Source organism: Micromonospora sp. NBC_01655, assembly GCF_026339755.1.
GTDB lineage: Bacteria > Actinomycetota > Actinomycetes > Mycobacteriales > Micromonosporaceae > Micromonospora.
Genome location: NZ_JAPEQF010000001.1, coordinates 3,624,524 through 3,640,672, shown reverse-complemented (window position 1 = coordinate 3,640,672; position 16,149 = coordinate 3,624,524). Strand labels below are relative to the sequence as shown.

Below are 16,149 nucleotides of genomic sequence, written 5' to 3'. Positions count from 1 at the left end.
TCGCGCCTGGCCATTTGGGTGAGTTGACGCAGGTCGTGCCGTTCGAGATGGTCGACGATGTCCTGGAGGCGACCGGGGCGGTGCAGTCCCGGGTGCGGGACCTGCCGTCGCGGGTGGTGGTCTATCTGCTGCTGGCCGCCGGGCTGTTCGCCGAGTGCGGCTATCGGCAGGTCTGGGCCCGGTTAACCAGCGGCCTGGACGGTCTGTCGGTGGCCGTGCCGACATCGTCGGCGTTGGCTCAGAGGGTGGTTCGGGAGCCCATGTCCGATGTGGGCTTGGTGGTTCGCTAGAGGCCCTGTTGGTAGGGGTTAGGCGGACGGTGTCGGCGGGGCGAGAGTGAACAGGCCGGCCTCGGGTTCGGTGAGGATCTGGCGGGCGACGAGGCGTTTGAGCTTGGCTCGGAGCCCTTCGGTGTTCTTCGCGGTGGTGCCGGTGCCGAGGGCGCGGCAGATGTCCTTGGCGCGCATCGGTGCGGTGGCGCCGTGGAACACGGCGAGGATCTGCTGGTAGGCGGGGCTGGCGACGGTCGGGTCAGCAGGTGCAGCCACGTCGAGATGGCCGCCCAGGCTCAGTAGCGTCTTGCGGGTGATGGCGAGTTCGGCCACGTCGGTTTCGGCCGCGGTGAGCTGGTCGGTGAGGGAGGCGATCTGCTCGCGGAGCCGATCGACGGTGATGCCGGCGGCGGTTTCGCGTTCGGTGAGCAGGTTCAGCAGCGACGGCTGGGTCACCGTTGGTGGCCCGGGTCGCGCCAGGACGTGGTGGTGGTGCCGGTCAGGCGGCGGATGAGGTTCGCCGTCGAGGCCCACCAGGTGCGTGACACCGCTGAGGCGGTTCGGCTCTCGTACTCGCGGACCAGCCGGCGGTGCAGCATCAACGTGCCGTTGGTCTGCTCCACCACCCACCGGCGGGCGATCGGCACGAACCCGGCCGTGGTGTCAGAGCGTTTGACCTGCTCGACGTCGATACCGTTGACCGCGCCGTGGATCTGCACGTCGTCTTTGAACCCGGCGTCGACCCACGCCTTGGTCACCGTCGGGGTGTGCGCCATGACGTTGTCCAGCAGTCGCACGCCGATCGCGTTGTCGGTGACCGACGCGGCGGTGACCACGACCGCGATGATCAGCCCCAGGGCGTCGACCGCGAGGCCCCGTTTACGGCCCGGGACCTTCTTCGCGGCGTCCTTGCCGGTCGTCGCGGTCGGGACGTGGTTGGCGGCCCGGATCGACTGGGTGTCCAACACCACCGCGGTCGGGTCCTCCGCCCGGCCGGCCTTCTCCCGCGCCTGACAGCGCAGCAGATCATGAATCACCTGGTCGGTGCCGTCATCGCGCCACAGGGCGAAGTAGTAGTAGGTCGCGGACTTCGGCGGCAGGTCGTGCGGCAGGTACGCCCACTGACAACCGGTCCGGTTCTGGTAGAAGATCGCGTTCACGATCTCCCGTAGCTCGTAGCGGCCCTGATGTCCCGACACTGACGGATGCCGGTCTTTCCACGCCTGCAGGAACGGTCCGACCACCGCCCACTGCTCATCGGTCAGGTCACTCGGATACGCCGCACGCTCACCCATGATCAGGCCAACGCGGCCGGAACCCCACCGGTTACGACCATGGCTCACATTCACACGCGGGCCCAAACCCACAATGGACGAAAGCTACCGAACCACCCTCTCAGGCCCGACGCCGGATCGGCGTCAAACCCCTCGCCGCGTTGTTCGCTCTGCTTACCGGGCCCGCTGCCGGCGCTGAACGGTGGCGGGGGCTGCTGGTCTGCGCGATCGACGGCACCACCATGTCGGTGCCTGACAGTCCCGCGCACCTGGCCGTCTACGGCCGGCAGACCGGTTCCCACGGCGGGTCCGGGTATCCGCTGCTGCGCCTGGTCGCGGTCGTGGCCTGCGGTTCCCGCACCGTCATCGACGCGGTCTTCGGCACGATCGGCGTCGCGGAGATCCGCTACGCGCCGCGGCTGTTCGCCTGCCTGCGACCGGGGATGCCGCTACTCGCCGACCGTAACTTCGCCGTCACAGATCTGGCCGAGCAGATTTACGCCCGCGGCGCGGACCTCCTCATCCGCTGCAAAGACAACCGGAAACTATCCACGATCCGGCGGTGCCCGGACGGCTCATGGCTGAGCAAACTGGGGAACGTCACCGTCCGGGTCATCGAAGCCGAGATCGCCGTGACCACCGGCGGAAAGCCGCATCACACCGGCCGATACCGGCTGCTCACGACCCTGACCGACCACCGCGCTTTCCCCGCCCTGGACCTGGTCGCCCTCTATCACCAGAGGTGGGAGATCGAAACGGCGTTCCTGGAACTGAAGTCCACCACTCTCGGTGGCCGAGTCCTGCGCGCTCGGACCCCCGCCGGGATCGCCCAAGAGATCTACGCCCTGCTCACCGCCTACCAAACACTGCGGCTGGCCATGACCGCCGCCACCGACAGCGACCCGGACACCGATCCGGACCGGGCCAGCTTCACCATCGCCCTCAACACCGCCCGTGACCAAGTCATCCACGCCGCAGGAGTCATCGCCGGCACCGCCATCGACCTGGTCGGAGCCATCGGCAGGGCGGTCCTCAACGACCCGCTACCCGAACGCCGCACCCGGATCAGCCCCCGCGTCGTGAAACGAGCCATCTCCAAACACCGCGCCAAAGGCGACATCGACCGCACCAACCACCAAGCCGCCATCAACATCACCATCGCGACCAGATTGACAACCAGCCCAGAACCCTAACTACGCGGCATTGCGGTTAGCGGTCAAAACGGGGGGTCGGGATTTCTGTTGCGATCCTCGCCCGGCGCGAGGGCCGGGCGCAGCTGATCCGGACCCGGCTCCGCGAGCTCTTCCAAGCCAGGTTGCGATCCTCGCCCGGCGCGAGGGCCGGGCGCAGCTCAAGTTCGAGCACGTTAGCCGAGAAGACCCGCAACGGTTGCGATCCTCGCCCGGCGCGAGGGCCGGGCGCAGCCAGCCGGCCTCACCTTCCAACTGGCCAGTACCGCAGCGTTGCGATCCTCGCCCGGCGCGAGGGCCGGGCGCAGCCGCCACCCGCTGACAGCAAAACAGCCCACCTGACCTGCGGTTGCGATCCTCGCCCGGCGCGAGGGCCGGGCGCAGCCGGGGAAGGCGGGTCGCTTGTCGTCGGGGCGTAGCGGGTTGCGATCCTCGCCCGGCGCGAGGGCCGGGCGCAGCGCGAACGGCTGCCGGTGGCGCCCAGTCGCGAAGTGATCGTTGCGATCCTCGCCCGGCGCGAGGGCCGGGCGCAGCCCGGTGGCCTCGCGGACCATCAGCCCGGCGAAACCCTTGTTGCGATCCTCGCCCGGCGCGAGGGCCGGGCGCAGCTTAACCCGTCCCGCCTCAGGATCGGAGCTCCCCCTCATGTTGCGATCCTCGCCCGGCGCGAGGGCCGGGCGCAGCCCGGTCACGGCGCGCTGATTCGCGTCGTCGTTCAGGTTGCGATCCTCGCCCGGCGCGAGGGCCGGGCGCAGCGGCGCTGCTGGGCGGTGGGCTGCTGCTGGTGGCGTGGGCGTTGCGATCCTCGCCCGGCGCGAGGGCCGGGCGCAGCCGGCGAGGGTGCCGGCCATCGCCGGATCGGTCTGGGTGTTGCGATCCTCGCCCGGCGCGAGGGCCGGGCGCAGCTCGATGATGGCGCTTCCCGACGGCATACCGATGTGGACGTTGCGATCCTCGCCCGGCGCGAGGGCCGGGCGCAGCAAGGAGCTGCGAGCGCACAAGCGCCAACAGGACGCGGTCAAGTTGCGATCCTCGCCCGGCGCGAGGGCCGGGCGCAGCCAGCGCGTCGTGGTCGGCCATACGCCGCCTGCTGACGTAGTTGCGATCCTCGCCCGGCGCGAGGGCCGGGCGCAGCGCCGCGTACGGGCAGCCGCTGGCGCACGTGCCGGCAGCGTTGCGATCCTCGCCCGGCGCGAGGGCCGGGCGCAGCGCGCCCGGGCGACGGCCATCGGGTCCGATGGCGGGGGTTGCGATCCTCGCCCGGCGCGAGGGCCGGGCGCAGCCGTCGACCCGGCGTGCGAGCAGCACCCGCTCGGCAGGTTGCGATCCTCGCCCGGCGCGAGGGCCGGGCGCAGCCGGCTACCAGTTCACGCCGAGGTATGGGCCTGATGGGGCGTTGCGATCCTCGCCCGGCGCGAGGGCCGGGCGCAGCCCGACGACACCACGATCGCTGCAGCGGCCAGCGCGGTGTTGCGATCCTCGCCCGGCGCGAGGGCCGGGCGCAGCCTGAACTACGTGCAGCAGTTGGGCTCCGGTGACTTCCGGTTGCGATCCTCGCCCGGCGCGAGGGCCGGGCGCAGCTTCCGTACGTTCCGTGCGGGGCCGGACAACGTCGACTGGTTGCGATCCTCGCCCGGCGCGAGGGCCGGGCGCAGCGGGAGGGTGGCGACGGCGGCTCGCACAAATCGCATGAGTTGCGATCCTCGCCCGGCGCGAGGGCCGGGCGCAGCCTGCGCCGCCGTCGGAGCCAGAACGGTCGCGCCGATCAGTTGCGATCCTCGCCCGGCGCGAGGGCCGGGCGCAGCCCGACCTACGCCGCAGGGTCAACGCCGCCGCCGCGAAGGTGTTGCGATCCTCGCCCGGCGCGAGGGCCGGGCGCAGCCGTTCGACCCGCGACGGAGGTGCACATGAACCGCAACCAGTTGCGATCCTCGCCAGGCGCGAGGGCCGGGCGCAGCCGGCATGCCGCCCTCGGAGCCCGGCTCCTCCGGCAGGTTGCGATCCTCGCCCGGCGCGAGGGCCGGGCGCAGCCTCGACCTGCCAAGGCAGTTCGCGGCTAACGGCCGAGATGTTGCGATCCTCGCCCGGCGCGAGGGCCGGGCGCAGCAGCCGGCCGCTGGAAGCCGGCCGTCGAGGTCCAGCCGTGTTGCGATCCTCGCCCGGCGCGAGGGCCGGGCGCAGCGTGCGCCCCGGGCCACCGCCTGACCCGCCGGCTCGACCGTTGCGATCCTCGCCCGGCGCGAGGGCCGGGCGCAGCCCGCCAAGGCCACGTTCAGCGGCCCTTCGTCGAGGTGGTTGCGATCCTCGCCCGGCGCGAGGGCCGGGCGCAGCGAGGACCGCGTCGACTGGACGATCTACTACGGCGACGTTGCGATCCTCGCCCGGCGCGAGGGCCGGGCGCAGCCCAGGGGGCCGATGGCGATGGTGAGCGGGTCCTCGCCGTTGCGATCCTCGCCCGGCGCGAGGGCCGGGCGCAGCAACTCCTCGGCCTGCGCGGTGCCGGTGGCGTGGCCGTGTTGCGATCCTCGCCCGGCGCGAGGGCCGGGCGCAGCGCCGTGTTCGGCGGCATCGGTGGTGTCTACAAGGCCGCGTTGCGATCCTCGCCCGGCGCGAGGGCCGGGCGCAGCGACGAGGGGCGTGAGCAGTAGAGCGACCTGCTTGGTGTTGCGATCCTCGCCCGGCGCGAGGGCCGGGCGCAGCGCCACCGCGAGCGGGGCGAGCACCGCGACCAGGCCGAGTTGCGATCCTCGCCCGGCGCGAGGGCCGGGCGCAGCCCCGGCCCGCATCCCCGATTACGCCGCTCGGCCAGCGGTTGCGATCCTCGCCCGGCGCGAGGGCCGGGCGCAGCGTGGGCGGCGCGCGGTGAGGGAGCACCAGGACGTGAGGTTGCGATCCTCGCCCGGCGCGAGGGCCGGGCGCAGCGCCATGGTGATCGCGCCCTCGTGGTGGGCGATCATCATGTTGCGATCCTCGCCCGGCGCGAGGGCCGGGCGCAGCGGTTCGCGAGCAGCAAAAATAGCAATCCGTTGATGCCTTTTCGACTCGCGAGCAGTCCGATTTATTCATCTAATCCAGATTTTTCGCCTCGGAACCCCCTGATGTATCCGCGTTCACTTGGGGTTCCTAGATCACCAACGCTCCCCGCGGGTCAACCGGCCGCGACTTGCCGAGATGCTCGACGTCGTTTAGCGCGTAAGCCGGCAGACGGTAGATCCGGACGCTGTCCTGGGTCGGGTCGATCACCTCCTGGAGCGCGGCCACGAAACGCACCTTGTCGGTTTCGCGGCAGACCACCACGAACACCGACTCCTGCACACGATGCCCGTACGCCTCACAGATCCTGGCAACCCTACGGAGTCGACGTTGCCCCTCCGGCGTGACCGTCTCGACATCGTACGCGACGAGTAGATCCATGGCTGGATACGCGCGCAGGTGTGGCCACCGATGTCGGCAACCCGGCCATGGTCGCCGCCACGCTGATCCTCGCGCTCTCCGTCCGCAGACAAGGGTGGCAACCTCCTTTGGAGGATCCGCCTCTGCCGCCTGCGCCTACATCAGAGGAAGGGCAGCAACGGTACGCCACTCGTACATCTGGTGGTCGCGGTGCATCTCGATCAGGTCAACCTGCCTGATAGCTACGTGAGTGGGCTGAATCTCCGCACGGCTCGTGGCCTCGATGTAGGGCAGTGCAGGCCCGCCAGCGGTGAGGTAGGCGACGCTCACATGCGGACGAAACCGGTCCGGGTCCTCACCAACCTCGTCGGGGCCCAAGACCCGGCCGATCGCCTGCCGGGTTAGGTGGCGTAGCCCGTGGATTCGCTCGGCGGGCTCGGCTGGCATCAAGATCGCCTCGTCGGCCACGACGATTGGTCCGAACTCGACCTGAAACGCTGGAAGGGCGGCCAGCAGCGAGCGAGCTTCGTCGGCGATGTCCTGGACAACGTCCAAGGCGAGTTCATCGGCGAAGCCGACACCCTGCATGGTGAGGTGCAACCATCGATCCGGGATCAGGGTGAGGCTCGGCATCCCTGCCAGAGCTGTTCGGTAGGCCGTCGCGGTGTCGCAGAGTTGTTGTTGGTACTCGAAGGTGATGTGGAAGGCGTAGAAGCGCCTGCCGACGCGCCACCCTGGACGCCACCACCAATGGTTACGGACTTCGTCTGCGTGCTGGCCCGGGGCAAGGTCAACAAGCGACATCCCGACTCCTCATACTTCGGACGGAGCATCCGGCTGAGCCGGCTCTGCCTCTATTGGGTAATCGTCGATGACGACGATCCGGTCTGCCGGCCAGACAGACTCCGACACTTCCAGGACAGTTCCGTCATCGGCCCTGGCCACGTGGATCACCTGCATGACGGGTGCACCGGTCGGCAGCTCCAGCGCGGCAGCTTCCTCTGCCGTGGGTAGGCGACAGAACCAGTGATCGCGGGCCGTTGAGTAGCGCTTGCCGCTGAGTTCCTCAATGCAGAGGAAGAGAGCCTTGGGCACCACCTCGGGCTCTTCCAAATACGTCCCGTCAGCAAGATCGATCGGGATGTAGCTCGCGCCGATCTCTTCGGGTCTGCCGGTCTCTTCGTCATGGAGATTCCGCCGTCGTACTACCACTTCAGTTCCAGCGGGTACACCCATCGCGGCAGCAATCTCACCCTGGACCTGCGCCTTCCCGGCGAACACGATTTCGTGTCGCAGGTGCGCTGTCAGTAGCTTGAGATCGCTACGAGCGCGCCCGTAGCGATGCCGAGAGAGGCGTTGCAGCCGCCGGCTCTCCCGGACAAAGGTCCCTACACCGTGGCGGGACTCAATCAATCCCTCGGCGCGAAGGACACCCATAGCGTTACGCAGGGTGATTGGACTAACCCGGAACCGTCCAGCCAGGGCCGTCTCCGCTGGCAATTGCTCGCCCGCCTGCAATTCCCCGTCACGGATGCTACGTCGCAACTTCGCCGCGATTTGAAGGTACTTCGGTGCTTTGCTGCCCAACTCGTCAGTCATCGCCGTCCCCACTCAGGTAGTCCTCTCTAGGACAACCCCTCCGCCTCACTGTACGTCCACCAATCCCCTGACGCAGACCGGCTGCTTCTTCAGGAGCCGTCAGCCATGTCCGGTGGAGGGCTTGCACACGGGCCAACCAGGACCTACGGTCCTATATAGGTCTACAGGACCTGCGGCCAGTCATCGGGGCCGATCAACAACCAGCCACGCCGAGCCGAGTCATTCCAGCGGCCGGAGAGGGCAGCGCTGTCGACAGCCCAGGACGGAGGCACATGGAACCAGGGGTAGAGCTGCCCGGACGGGCCACAGGGGAACGACTCTCCACCGGTGACCATCGGACCCGCGAGGCGGCCGGCGAGGGCGGCACGGTCTACCAGTCCAGGCGGAACCTGCTGACGCCGGCCGAGATCCGGTGGCAAGAATTCCCGATGACCAAGCTCGGTCGGCGGGGCCTCGACCCGGAGGCAGTCGGCAGGTTCCTACGTCGGGTCGAGGCCGACATGGATGTCCTGTACCAGGAGGTCGTCACCGCTCGGGACGAGGCGCGCTACCACCGGGACATCGTGACGGAGCTGCGAGCAGAGCGCCGGCGTCCCCACGAGCCGTGGCCCCAGCGGCCCCGCAACGAGTACAGGCGCCCGCCGATCTGGCCGCCCTACTCCCCTCGCCGGCAAGGCTGCCACCGTCAGCCGGAAGACGAATCGGGCGATGACTGACTACCCGGCGCTCCACGGCCCGTCGAGACCGGACTGGAACTGCCTCGTCTGCGGCGACCCCTGGCCCTGCCTGACCCGCAGGCGCCAGCTCAAGGAGCTGTGCCAGTGCAACGTCCGGACGCTCGTCCGCTACATGACCTCGTATCTGCGCGACGCCCACCAAGAGATCGGCGGCATGGGCACCGCTGAGATCACCGAGCGCTTTCTCGGATGGTGCAGCAGGCCGTTGGAGATGTGGGTCGACCAGGAGCGCAATCGGCCGGTCCGGGGAGATCAAGGCCGTCGACAACCCGGCACGGGCGACAACCAGAAGGCAGGGAGATATGGACGGCACGGATAACGGCGCCGCGCAGAGCCGGAGCGAGTGGGCCGAGGCCGCCGAGCGGGAGGCGGCGAGGCGACGCCTGTTGGAGCAGGCCGAGGCGGACCGGGTTCCGGTGGACGACACCACGAGGGCGGTGCCCGACCGGCGGTGGCGGCGTGACCACCCATGACCTGCCGATAGGACGCCGCGTCGCGCGGTTACGGGTCCGGCGGCGGATGACCCAGCAGATGCTGGCCGACCGGCTCGGCAAGTCGAAGAGCTGGGTCGACAAGGTCGAGCGGGGTGCCCGCGCCCTCGACAGGTTCACCGTCATCCGCGACCTCGCCGACGCGCTCCGCGTCGACCCGGTGGCGCTGCTCGGCCGCGACGCACGTCCGCCGGCGGCGGCCGGTGCCGCCGTGGACGGCGTCGACGGGGTGCGGGCCGCCCTCGCCCGCTACGACACCGTCCTGGCCGGACCGGGCGGCCGAACGGCACCGCCCACCGGCGAGCTGGGCCGGCGGGTGGTGCACGCCTGGCTCACCTACCAGCACGCCGACTACCCGCAACTGCTGCGGGCACTGCCGAACCTGCTCGGCGACGCCCAACGCGTCCACGCCTGCGGCGGCGGGGACGGCGCGGCGGAGCTGCTGGTGCAGGCGTACGGCATCACATCGTCGGTGCTGGTGAAGCTCGGCGAGGGTGACCTCGGCTGGCTCGCTGCCGACCGGGCCATGTCCGCCTCCACGGGCGACCCGCTGCTGGTGGCGGCGGCCACCGTGCCGCTGGGACAGGCGCTACGCGTCCTCGACCGCGCCCCGCTGGCCCTGACTGCCACGATCGCCGCCGCGCACCGCATCGCTCCCTCGGTGCCGCGCGACAGCCCGCCGCACGAGTTGGCGCTGCACGGGACGCTGCTGGTCCAGGCCGCCCTGGCCGCCGCCGCGTGCGGCGACGAACGGAGCGCACGGGAACTGGTTGACCAGGCGGCCGGCATCGCCGACGAGATCGGCGACGGCCATGACCGGCACTGGACCAGCTTCGGGCCCACGGCCGTCGAGCTGGCCCGGGTGGCGACCGCCGTCGACCTGGGTGCCGGCGACGAGGCCGTCGCCCGGCACGAGAAGGTCGTCGGCTCGGACGACTGGCGACGGTTGCCGGCCGAACACCGGGCGGCATACCTGCTCGACGCCGCCCGCGCGTACCTCCAGGTCGGTGACCCGCTCGCGGCCGGACGCGCGCTCGTCGACACGGAACGGATCGCGCCGGCCGAGGTCCGGTTACGGCCGGTGGCCCGTACGCTGATCACCGACCTGCTGCGCGGCGGACCGGTCCCGGCCGACGTCGCCCGGCTCGCCACGGCCCTCGGGATCGGGTGATCACCGCCCGCCCTCCCCCGCCCGGATCCGCAAGCGCTCCCGGCCCGCATCAGCGCTCCACTGTCTCCGGGAGCCACCCGGTCCGGGTGAAGTACCCGACACAGGTGTCGAACAGCGCTTGCGATCGCCGCAGGCTGGCAGGCTGATGGGGGCGATCGGCCACTACGCTTCGCGCTCAGTCGGGGCCATGACCGGCTGGAGCCCGTGCCCGAACGACTACCCACCTGACAGGTAGGGTGCCGCGACCACGCGAAACTCGGCACGAGAGCGTGCTCCGTGCCGAGCGGCGAGAAATCTCGTCTGCGGCAGATTCGGACGGGTCAGCCGGTGACTGTCATCGCGGCTTGTAGCTGCTCCCGGGCGTCTTCGTCGAACGCGACGAGTCGTACTCGTTGGACGCTTGTCGGAGTGGACTTGATCGTTGCCACGGCGATCCGGGCAGCTTGCTCGGGAGGGAAGCCGTACACGCCGGTGGCGATCGCCGGAAAGGCGACGGTCCGGGCGCCGATTTCGCCGGCGACTTGCAGGCTCCTCCGGTAGCAGGAGGCCAGGACGTCGGCCTCACCACGGTCGCCGCCTTCCCAGATCGGCCCGACGGTGTGGATGACGTACCGAACCGGTGGGTCGAGTTCAAACGCCGGGGTCACCATCGCGCTGCCACAACAAAATCCTGGCACACCAGGAGAGGCGAGGGAACGCGCGGGTCGGTGGTCATCGTCTCCAGAACAGCAGGTGGGTGACTCCGCTGGGGCTCGGCACTGACTCAAGGTGGAAGCGGTCGAGAAGTTCAGTGTGGCTCTCCCACAGCCGCTCGCCTCGACCGAAGTCGACGGGCGCGACGGCGATGTGCATCGTGTCGACCAGGTCGGCCTCGATGAACTCGCGGATAGTGGCGACACCGCCACCGAGGCGTACGTCCCGACCGGCGGCGGCCTCCTTTGCGCGTGCCAGCGCCTCGGCCGGGGGCGCATCGAGGAAATGGAAGGTGGTGTCAGCCAGGGTGAACGACGGGCGTTCGTGATGGGTGAGCACGAAGACCGGCGTGTGGAACGGTGGGTTGTCCCCCCACCATCCCTGCCAATCGTGGTTCTCCCAGGGGCCACGCTGGGGGCCGAACTTGTTACGACCCATGATCTCCGCCCCGATGTTGTGGTCGTAGTCGCGGGTCATGTAGTCGTCCAGGCCGCGGGTGCCGCCGGGTTCGGTGCGGTAGTGGAAGCTGGCGGTGGCGGCGCGCCAGGAGAACAGGGGGTTGGGGTCTGCGTGGCCGAAGGGCCGCTCCAGGCTCTGCCCCTCCCCGGTGCCGAACCCGTCACGCGACAAGCAGAAGCTCTGCACCCTCAACAGCTGCGGCATGTCTCCTCCTCGGGACCTGATGAGCAACTTCCGATTGCAACTTACAACCGGTTGCCGGGTGCCCGATCAATCTGACCGTCGAACTGCTGGGCGACCGATGGAGCCTGGTCGTGCTGCGGGACGCATGTTCGGCGGCCACCGGCACTTCCGTGAACTGCTCACGAACTCGATCGAAGGCATCGCGTCGAACGTCCTCGCCAGCCGCCTGTCGAAGGCCGTCCGCGCCCTGCCGACGGCGTCCTCGCCGAACTCACCCTGGCCTACGAACGCTCCCGCGCCCCCTCACGAACGACGATTCGGAGCTATGATACGGCAGCAGTTGCCCCATTTAGTTTCGTTCCCCAAGGCTGGTGACGTAGTTGCCTGGCAAAAGGTCTGCCACCCGACGACGGCCGGAGACTCAAGTCGGCGAGTCGACCCCGCGGGAGAAGTGGCTGTCGCGAACGCTCCTGACGGCCGCCGTCACAGTTGGGGTCACCGTAGTCGGCGGCGTGGGAACCGCTGCCGGCCTACAGTGGCTCGACCTCGGAGGGGACAAGCCAAAGCCGACACCGTCGGCTGCTCCCGGTGGCGATCCGATCAAAATCAACAAGGTCACCCTCGTTCCCAGGGAGAACGACAACACCTGGGTGTTTCCCGGTCTGGTTGGTGCACAGACCCTCGGGGACATCAATGACGATTTCCGTGCGTACGAGAAGAGCACCCATGAGATCATGCGCTCGTACGGAGGCGTCGAAGCTGGCGTCTCCACGGTAGAGCTGGAACTCGAAGGAAATCGCGAGAAGGACGTGCGGTTGACCAATATCGCCATCCGACCGAACTGCCGTGAGCCACTGACGGGCGCACTCTTCGACAACCGGCCGCAAGGATCTGCCGAAACCGTCCAGATTGGCTACGATCTCGACCGCGATCCCGTTTTCGCACAAGAGTCAAAGATGAACGACGGCGATCTACGGCCACAGTTGACTGGCAACTATTTTGCCAACCGGAAATACACGCTGAAGCTGGGCGAGCAGGCCACCTTTCGCCTTTCTGCCGTGACCAGCAAACAATACTGCGAATATACCTTTGAACTAGAGTACATTGTTGACGGAAAACCCGAGTCCATGGTCATCAACAATCAGGGCAAGCCGTTCCGGGTAACGGCCCTGGTCGTCCAGAAAGGCCAGCTCGACTGCCCCGCCTACCAACAGGTACACCAACCTTCAGAACGCGGCTGGACCAAGGTTCCAGCTTCCTCCCCGTGCGGCGGATGACCGAACATGCAGCGCACCTCTCTGGCTAGAATCATCTGCTTGGCGGCAGTCCTTCTCGCAACGAGCACAGCCTGTTCGGCAGGCAAAACCTCGAGCAGATCCGCGAACTCGCCAACCATCCAGCCACCGAAGGACTTTCGAGTCACCCTCCTGTCCGAGGCCACGAATATCGTCCACGGTGTCGCGATTAGCAGTAACGGCGAACGTGCCCTTACGAGTTCCGTGGAAGAAGCCGCCGATCCTCCTCACGGATCGGTGTCGCTCTGGGACCTGAGCGATCCGCTGCGGCCTCGCGCTTCCGCACTCATACCTGATCGCGGGGGCACGGCGCTCAAGGTGGCCTTGAGCGGCGACGGCAGACATGCGGTGACCACCAACCTGCGTGGAGAGTTGACTCTCTGGGACCTCTCAGACCCGTCAAACCCGACTTCCCGAAGACTGGCTGCCAAAAGGGTGACGTCACTGGCCTTGAATTACGACGGCCGCTACGCCATCTCCGGCGGCGACGAGGGCGTTCATTTCTGGGACCTCACAAACCCGAACCAGGCGCGGAAAGAAATGCTCCTGGGTGTGGGTAAATACTCCACCGACTGGTACGAGGTGGCCATAAGTGCCGACGCGAAACGCGCTCTGGTAAGTCACCAGTCCGGCAACGGCGAAGGCGGCGTGATGGTTTACGACCTGTCGAATCCGGCCAACCCGGAGGGGTATTCGCTGATACGCAACGCCGACTACTACTCCTCAAACACGGTTGCCCTCAGCGGCGACGGAAACACCGCACTCGTGGGCTACCACCACTGGACCACCTACAATAATTTCGTCACCTACTGGGACCTGCGCACGTGGGACAAGACCGAACTGAGGCCAATGACCGGATGGAAGATCACCCCTGACACCGGCGGCTCCGTCGTGCGATGGGAGATCGCGCTCAATCACGACGGAAAACGCGCACTCATCGCTCAACGCAACGACCCCGCACCCAAAGATGAGCCGAACCCTCCGCGCTCTGAGGTGCAATTGTGGGCACTTGACACCTTGACTGGCTTCCCCCGGTTCTCTCCCACCGGCTGAGGAGCCACCTCTGCTTTCGAGGAAGTTCTACGTCGCCGTGGCAAGCGACGTCGCTGGTCGCCGCCGGGCTCACCCGCGCCGCTGCGGCCCTCGCGTAGTGGCTGATCCCCCTCACCGCGCGGCTCCCGATAACCTGTCCCCTCGCCACCACCGCGGAGGCCACCGAACATAGGACGAACCGCCGGCCCAGAGCTGAGATCGAAAGCCGGCTCGACCCGGCCGACCACGAGGTCGGTCGCCTCACACGGGCCTGCGTCCGGGCCTGGCTCGCCCACGCCGAGGACCAGATCAGCACCCGCAGGACCGTTGCCCTGGTCGCCCAGCTGATGACCATCCCGGCGGTCGCCGAACTGGTCGACGCCGATACGCTCGCCCGCCACCCCGAACTCTGGCAACAACTTCCATCGGGGGCCGTCCGTCGATGGCGTGCAATGGCGGGGCCCATTGTCAATGTAGCGTTGACAGATGACACCCGAGGTGATCGAGCTGACCAGTGTCGCGGTCGACCGCGCGCGGCTGGACGAGCGCGAGCTGGAGCTGATCGACCGCGCGCGCCACGCGGGTGCGACATGGGCTCAGATCGCCGCCGCGCTCGGCCTCGGCAGCCGGCAGGCCGCGGAGCAACGCCGGCAACGCCTGGCGGCCGTACGACGGTCGCGGCGGCACGAACGGGATCTCGGGTATTCGACGCGGATCGCGGCGATACGGGGTGCGGTCCTCGACCTCCAGCGGTGGATCGACGCGGACCGGCGGTGGGATACGCGATTCGGGCGGGCGGCCCTCGTGCGGAAGACCGCGGAGGTGGCCGCCGACGCCGATCCGGGCTCGCTGTACGCGTTGGCGTCGCTTCTCGCGCTCGACCTGGCAGAAGCAGGACGCGGACGGTTGCCCGGGCCGGTGCAGGCTGTCGCGGCACGATTCGACGAGCTTCTGTCAACGAAACCTTGACAGGTCGGGAACGTATTGCCTGAATCACACTCAACATCAAGGATCTGAGTCGTCTCGACTCAACCTTGGAGGGCTCATGCGCCGGAACGCCGGCCTGTTCGTGGCGATCTCGCTGCTGTCCGGCTTCGGGAGCAGCGCCATGTCGCTGGTGGCCGGGATCTGGATCCTGGACCTCACCGGTTCCACCGGTCTCGCCGCCCTCGCCGGGCTCTGCGTGTACGCCCCGGTCCTCGCCGGCCCGTGGCTGGGAGGCCTGCTCGACCGAGCGTCGAGGCGATCGCTGGTCATGGCGGTCAACCTCGCTCTGGCCACCGTTCTGCTCAGTCTCCTCACGGTTCGGGGACCAGGTCAGACGTGGCTCATCTTCCTGGCTTCCTGCGCGTACGGCGTCAGCTACGTGCTGATCGACGCGGGCGAGACGGCGCTGCTGCCCTCCGCGCTGTCGCCTGCGGAACTCGGAGACGTCAACGGCTGGCGTTCCAGTGCCCAGGAGGGCATGAAGCTCGTGGCGCCCTTGGCCGGCGCGGGCCTCTACGCATGGCGCGGGGGTCACGCGGTCGTCCTGCTCAGCGCGGCGATGCCGGTTCTGGTTGCCATCCTGTACGCGGCCGTTCGACTGAAGCAGACGCCACCCGACCTGCCAACCGAGCAGCAACGCGGCCTGCGCGCGGGCCTCGCCGTCCTGCTCGCGCAGCGGGCGACACGCGTCACTGTCGCGCTCGCCGCCGTGTCCATCGCCATGTCCGGCTTCACGACCGCCGCCAACTACGCGATCGTCACCGGGACACTGGGCCTACCGACGACGTTCCTCGGAGTGCTGTTCAGCGCGCAGGGCGCCGGTTCCATCATCGGCGGTCTCATCGCGGGCCGGCTCATCGCCCGATGGGGCCCGGTCACCGTGGGCGTCGCCGGCACGACGCTGTTCGCCGTCAACTGCCTGGTGCGCTGCCTGCCCTGGTGGCCCGGCACGGTGGTTGCCTCGGTGGTCGCCGGCATCGGCCTGCCCTGGGCCCTGGTCGCCGCAGTGACCGCGGTGCAGACGCACACGCCGACAGCGATGCTCGGCCGAGTGGCCGGGACCGCGAACACCGCGATGTTCGGTCCTATCGTGCTGGCAATTCCCCTCGGCTCCGCCGCCGTCCAGCTCGGCGACCGCCCAACGCTTGTCGTGGCCGCCGCGTTCTGCCTGGCTTCCACAGTCGGAGTGGCCTGCCGCCCTCGAAGGCAGCGGGAAGAGGAGCGTACGTCGGCAGCGGGGCAGCCCACCGCAGAGGAACCGCACCCTGACCGAACTCAACCACCGCAGGGTGCAACCCTCGCACGTTCGCCATCCGCCATGGAGCACACCTGAACGACGTTCCAAGCCAGCTCCGGAATCGAGAGGCCATCGG

The 16,149-nt window shown here is 68.7% G+C and carries 15 protein-coding genes, 2 pseudogenes and 1 CRISPR repeat array; of the genes and pseudogenes, 10 read left to right on the top strand and 7 right to left on the bottom strand.

Annotated features, from left to right (window positions below; genetic code table 11):
- The first annotated feature begins 14 nt into the window (after positions 1-14).
- Entirely contained in the window at positions 15-290 is a 276-nt protein-coding gene (locus OOK41_RS16835) for a transposase domain-containing protein (protein WP_266265881.1), read from the top strand.
- A gap of 18 nt (positions 291-308) precedes the next feature.
- Here OOK41_RS16835 and OOK41_RS16830 read toward each other — a convergent pair whose 3' ends face one another.
- Both OOK41_RS16830 and OOK41_RS16825 read right to left on the bottom strand, forming a co-directional pair.
- On the bottom strand, positions 309-728 hold the full coding sequence (locus OOK41_RS16830; RefSeq protein WP_266262982.1) for a hypothetical protein: 420 nt from the start codon (positions 726-728) through the stop codon (positions 309-311).
- On the bottom strand, positions 725-1,567 hold the full coding sequence (locus OOK41_RS16825) for an IS5 family transposase (protein ID WP_266262981.1): 843 nt from the start codon (positions 1,565-1,567) through the stop codon (positions 725-727). The genes OOK41_RS16830 and OOK41_RS16825 overlap by 4 nt, the downstream gene beginning before the upstream one ends.
- A gap of 101 nt (positions 1,568-1,668) precedes the next feature.
- Here OOK41_RS16825 and OOK41_RS16820 point away from each other — a divergent pair.
- Positions 1,669-2,739: pseudogene (locus OOK41_RS16820) on the top strand (IS4 family transposase); the annotation flags it as partial.
- 47 nt (positions 2,740-2,786) lie between these two features.
- Positions 2,787-5,733: a CRISPR direct-repeat array (repeat unit 37 nt; unit sequence GTTGCGATCCTCGCCCGGCGCGAGGGCCGGGCGCAGC).
- A gap of 126 nt (positions 5,734-5,859) precedes the next feature.
- On the opposite strand, the gene cas2 reads toward OOK41_RS16820, so the two are convergent.
- From cas2 to OOK41_RS16805, 3 genes are all read right to left on the bottom strand, one after another.
- Positions 5,860-6,150, bottom strand: a complete 291-nt coding sequence (gene cas2, locus OOK41_RS16815; RefSeq protein WP_117671793.1) for a CRISPR-associated endonuclease Cas2 — start codon at positions 6,148-6,150, stop codon at positions 5,860-5,862.
- Positions 6,151-6,285: 135 nt separating this feature from the next.
- Positions 6,286-6,933: a 2'-5' RNA ligase family protein gene (locus OOK41_RS16810; RefSeq protein WP_117671795.1), complete on the bottom strand. Its 648-nt coding sequence runs from the start codon at positions 6,931-6,933 to the stop codon at positions 6,286-6,288.
- 9 nt (positions 6,934-6,942) lie between these two features.
- Entirely contained in the window at positions 6,943-7,728 is a 786-nt protein-coding gene (locus OOK41_RS16805; protein ID WP_128763664.1) for a GntR family transcriptional regulator, read from the bottom strand.
- A 272-nt stretch (positions 7,729-8,000) separates the two neighbouring features.
- Here OOK41_RS16805 and OOK41_RS16800 point away from each other — a divergent pair, with 272 nt between their 5' ends.
- The 4 genes from OOK41_RS16800 to OOK41_RS16785 are packed head-to-tail and all read left to right on the top strand — an operon-like array spanning position 8,001 to position 10,127.
- Positions 8,001-8,444 (top strand): DivIVA domain-containing protein, encoded by a 444-nt coding sequence (locus OOK41_RS16800; protein ID WP_266265880.1) that lies wholly within the window; start codon positions 8,001-8,003, stop codon positions 8,442-8,444.
- Positions 8,437-8,784 carry a hypothetical protein gene (locus OOK41_RS16795; RefSeq protein WP_266265879.1) on the top strand — a complete coding sequence of 116 codons (348 nt, stop codon included), beginning with the start codon at positions 8,437-8,439 and terminating at the stop codon, positions 8,782-8,784. The genes OOK41_RS16800 and OOK41_RS16795 overlap by 8 nt, the downstream gene beginning before the upstream one ends.
- Complete coding sequence (locus OOK41_RS16790) at positions 8,768-8,938, top strand: hypothetical protein (protein WP_266265878.1); 171 nt, start codon at positions 8,768-8,770, stop codon at positions 8,936-8,938. The genes OOK41_RS16795 and OOK41_RS16790 overlap by 17 nt, the downstream gene beginning before the upstream one ends.
- Positions 8,925-10,127: a helix-turn-helix domain-containing protein gene (locus OOK41_RS16785; protein ID WP_266265877.1), complete on the top strand. Its 1,203-nt coding sequence runs from the start codon at positions 8,925-8,927 to the stop codon at positions 10,125-10,127. The genes OOK41_RS16790 and OOK41_RS16785 overlap by 14 nt, the downstream gene beginning before the upstream one ends.
- A gap of 320 nt (positions 10,128-10,447) precedes the next feature.
- On the opposite strand, the pseudogene OOK41_RS16780 reads toward OOK41_RS16785, so the two are convergent.
- Both OOK41_RS16780 and OOK41_RS16775 read right to left on the bottom strand, forming a co-directional pair.
- Positions 10,448-10,786, bottom strand: a pseudogene (locus OOK41_RS16780) (macro domain-containing protein); the annotation flags it as partial.
- Positions 10,787-10,838: 52 nt separating this feature from the next.
- Positions 10,839-11,483: a dihydrofolate reductase family protein gene (locus OOK41_RS16775; RefSeq protein WP_266265876.1), complete on the bottom strand. Its 645-nt coding sequence runs from the start codon at positions 11,481-11,483 to the stop codon at positions 10,839-10,841.
- A 491-nt stretch (positions 11,484-11,974) separates the two neighbouring features.
- On the opposite strand from OOK41_RS16775, the gene OOK41_RS16770 reads away from it, so the two are divergent.
- From OOK41_RS16770 to OOK41_RS16755, 4 genes are all read left to right on the top strand, one after another.
- Positions 11,975-12,739: a hypothetical protein gene (locus tag OOK41_RS16770; protein WP_266265875.1), complete on the top strand. Its 765-nt coding sequence runs from the start codon at positions 11,975-11,977 to the stop codon at positions 12,737-12,739.
- A gap of 222 nt (positions 12,740-12,961) precedes the next feature.
- The gene (locus OOK41_RS16765; RefSeq protein WP_266265874.1) at positions 12,962-13,810 is read left to right on the top strand and encodes an LVIVD repeat-containing protein; all 849 of its coding nucleotides are present in this window, start codon (positions 12,962-12,964) and stop codon (positions 13,808-13,810) included.
- 465 nt (positions 13,811-14,275) lie between these two features.
- Positions 14,276-14,758 carry a hypothetical protein gene (locus tag OOK41_RS16760; RefSeq protein ID WP_266265873.1) on the top strand — a complete coding sequence of 161 codons (483 nt, stop codon included), beginning with the start codon at positions 14,276-14,278 and terminating at the stop codon, positions 14,756-14,758.
- Positions 14,759-14,834: 76 nt separating this feature from the next.
- Complete coding sequence (locus tag OOK41_RS16755; RefSeq protein ID WP_266265872.1) at positions 14,835-16,109, top strand: MFS transporter; 1,275 nt, start codon at positions 14,835-14,837, stop codon at positions 16,107-16,109.
- The last annotated feature ends 40 nt before the right edge of the window (positions 16,110-16,149 follow it).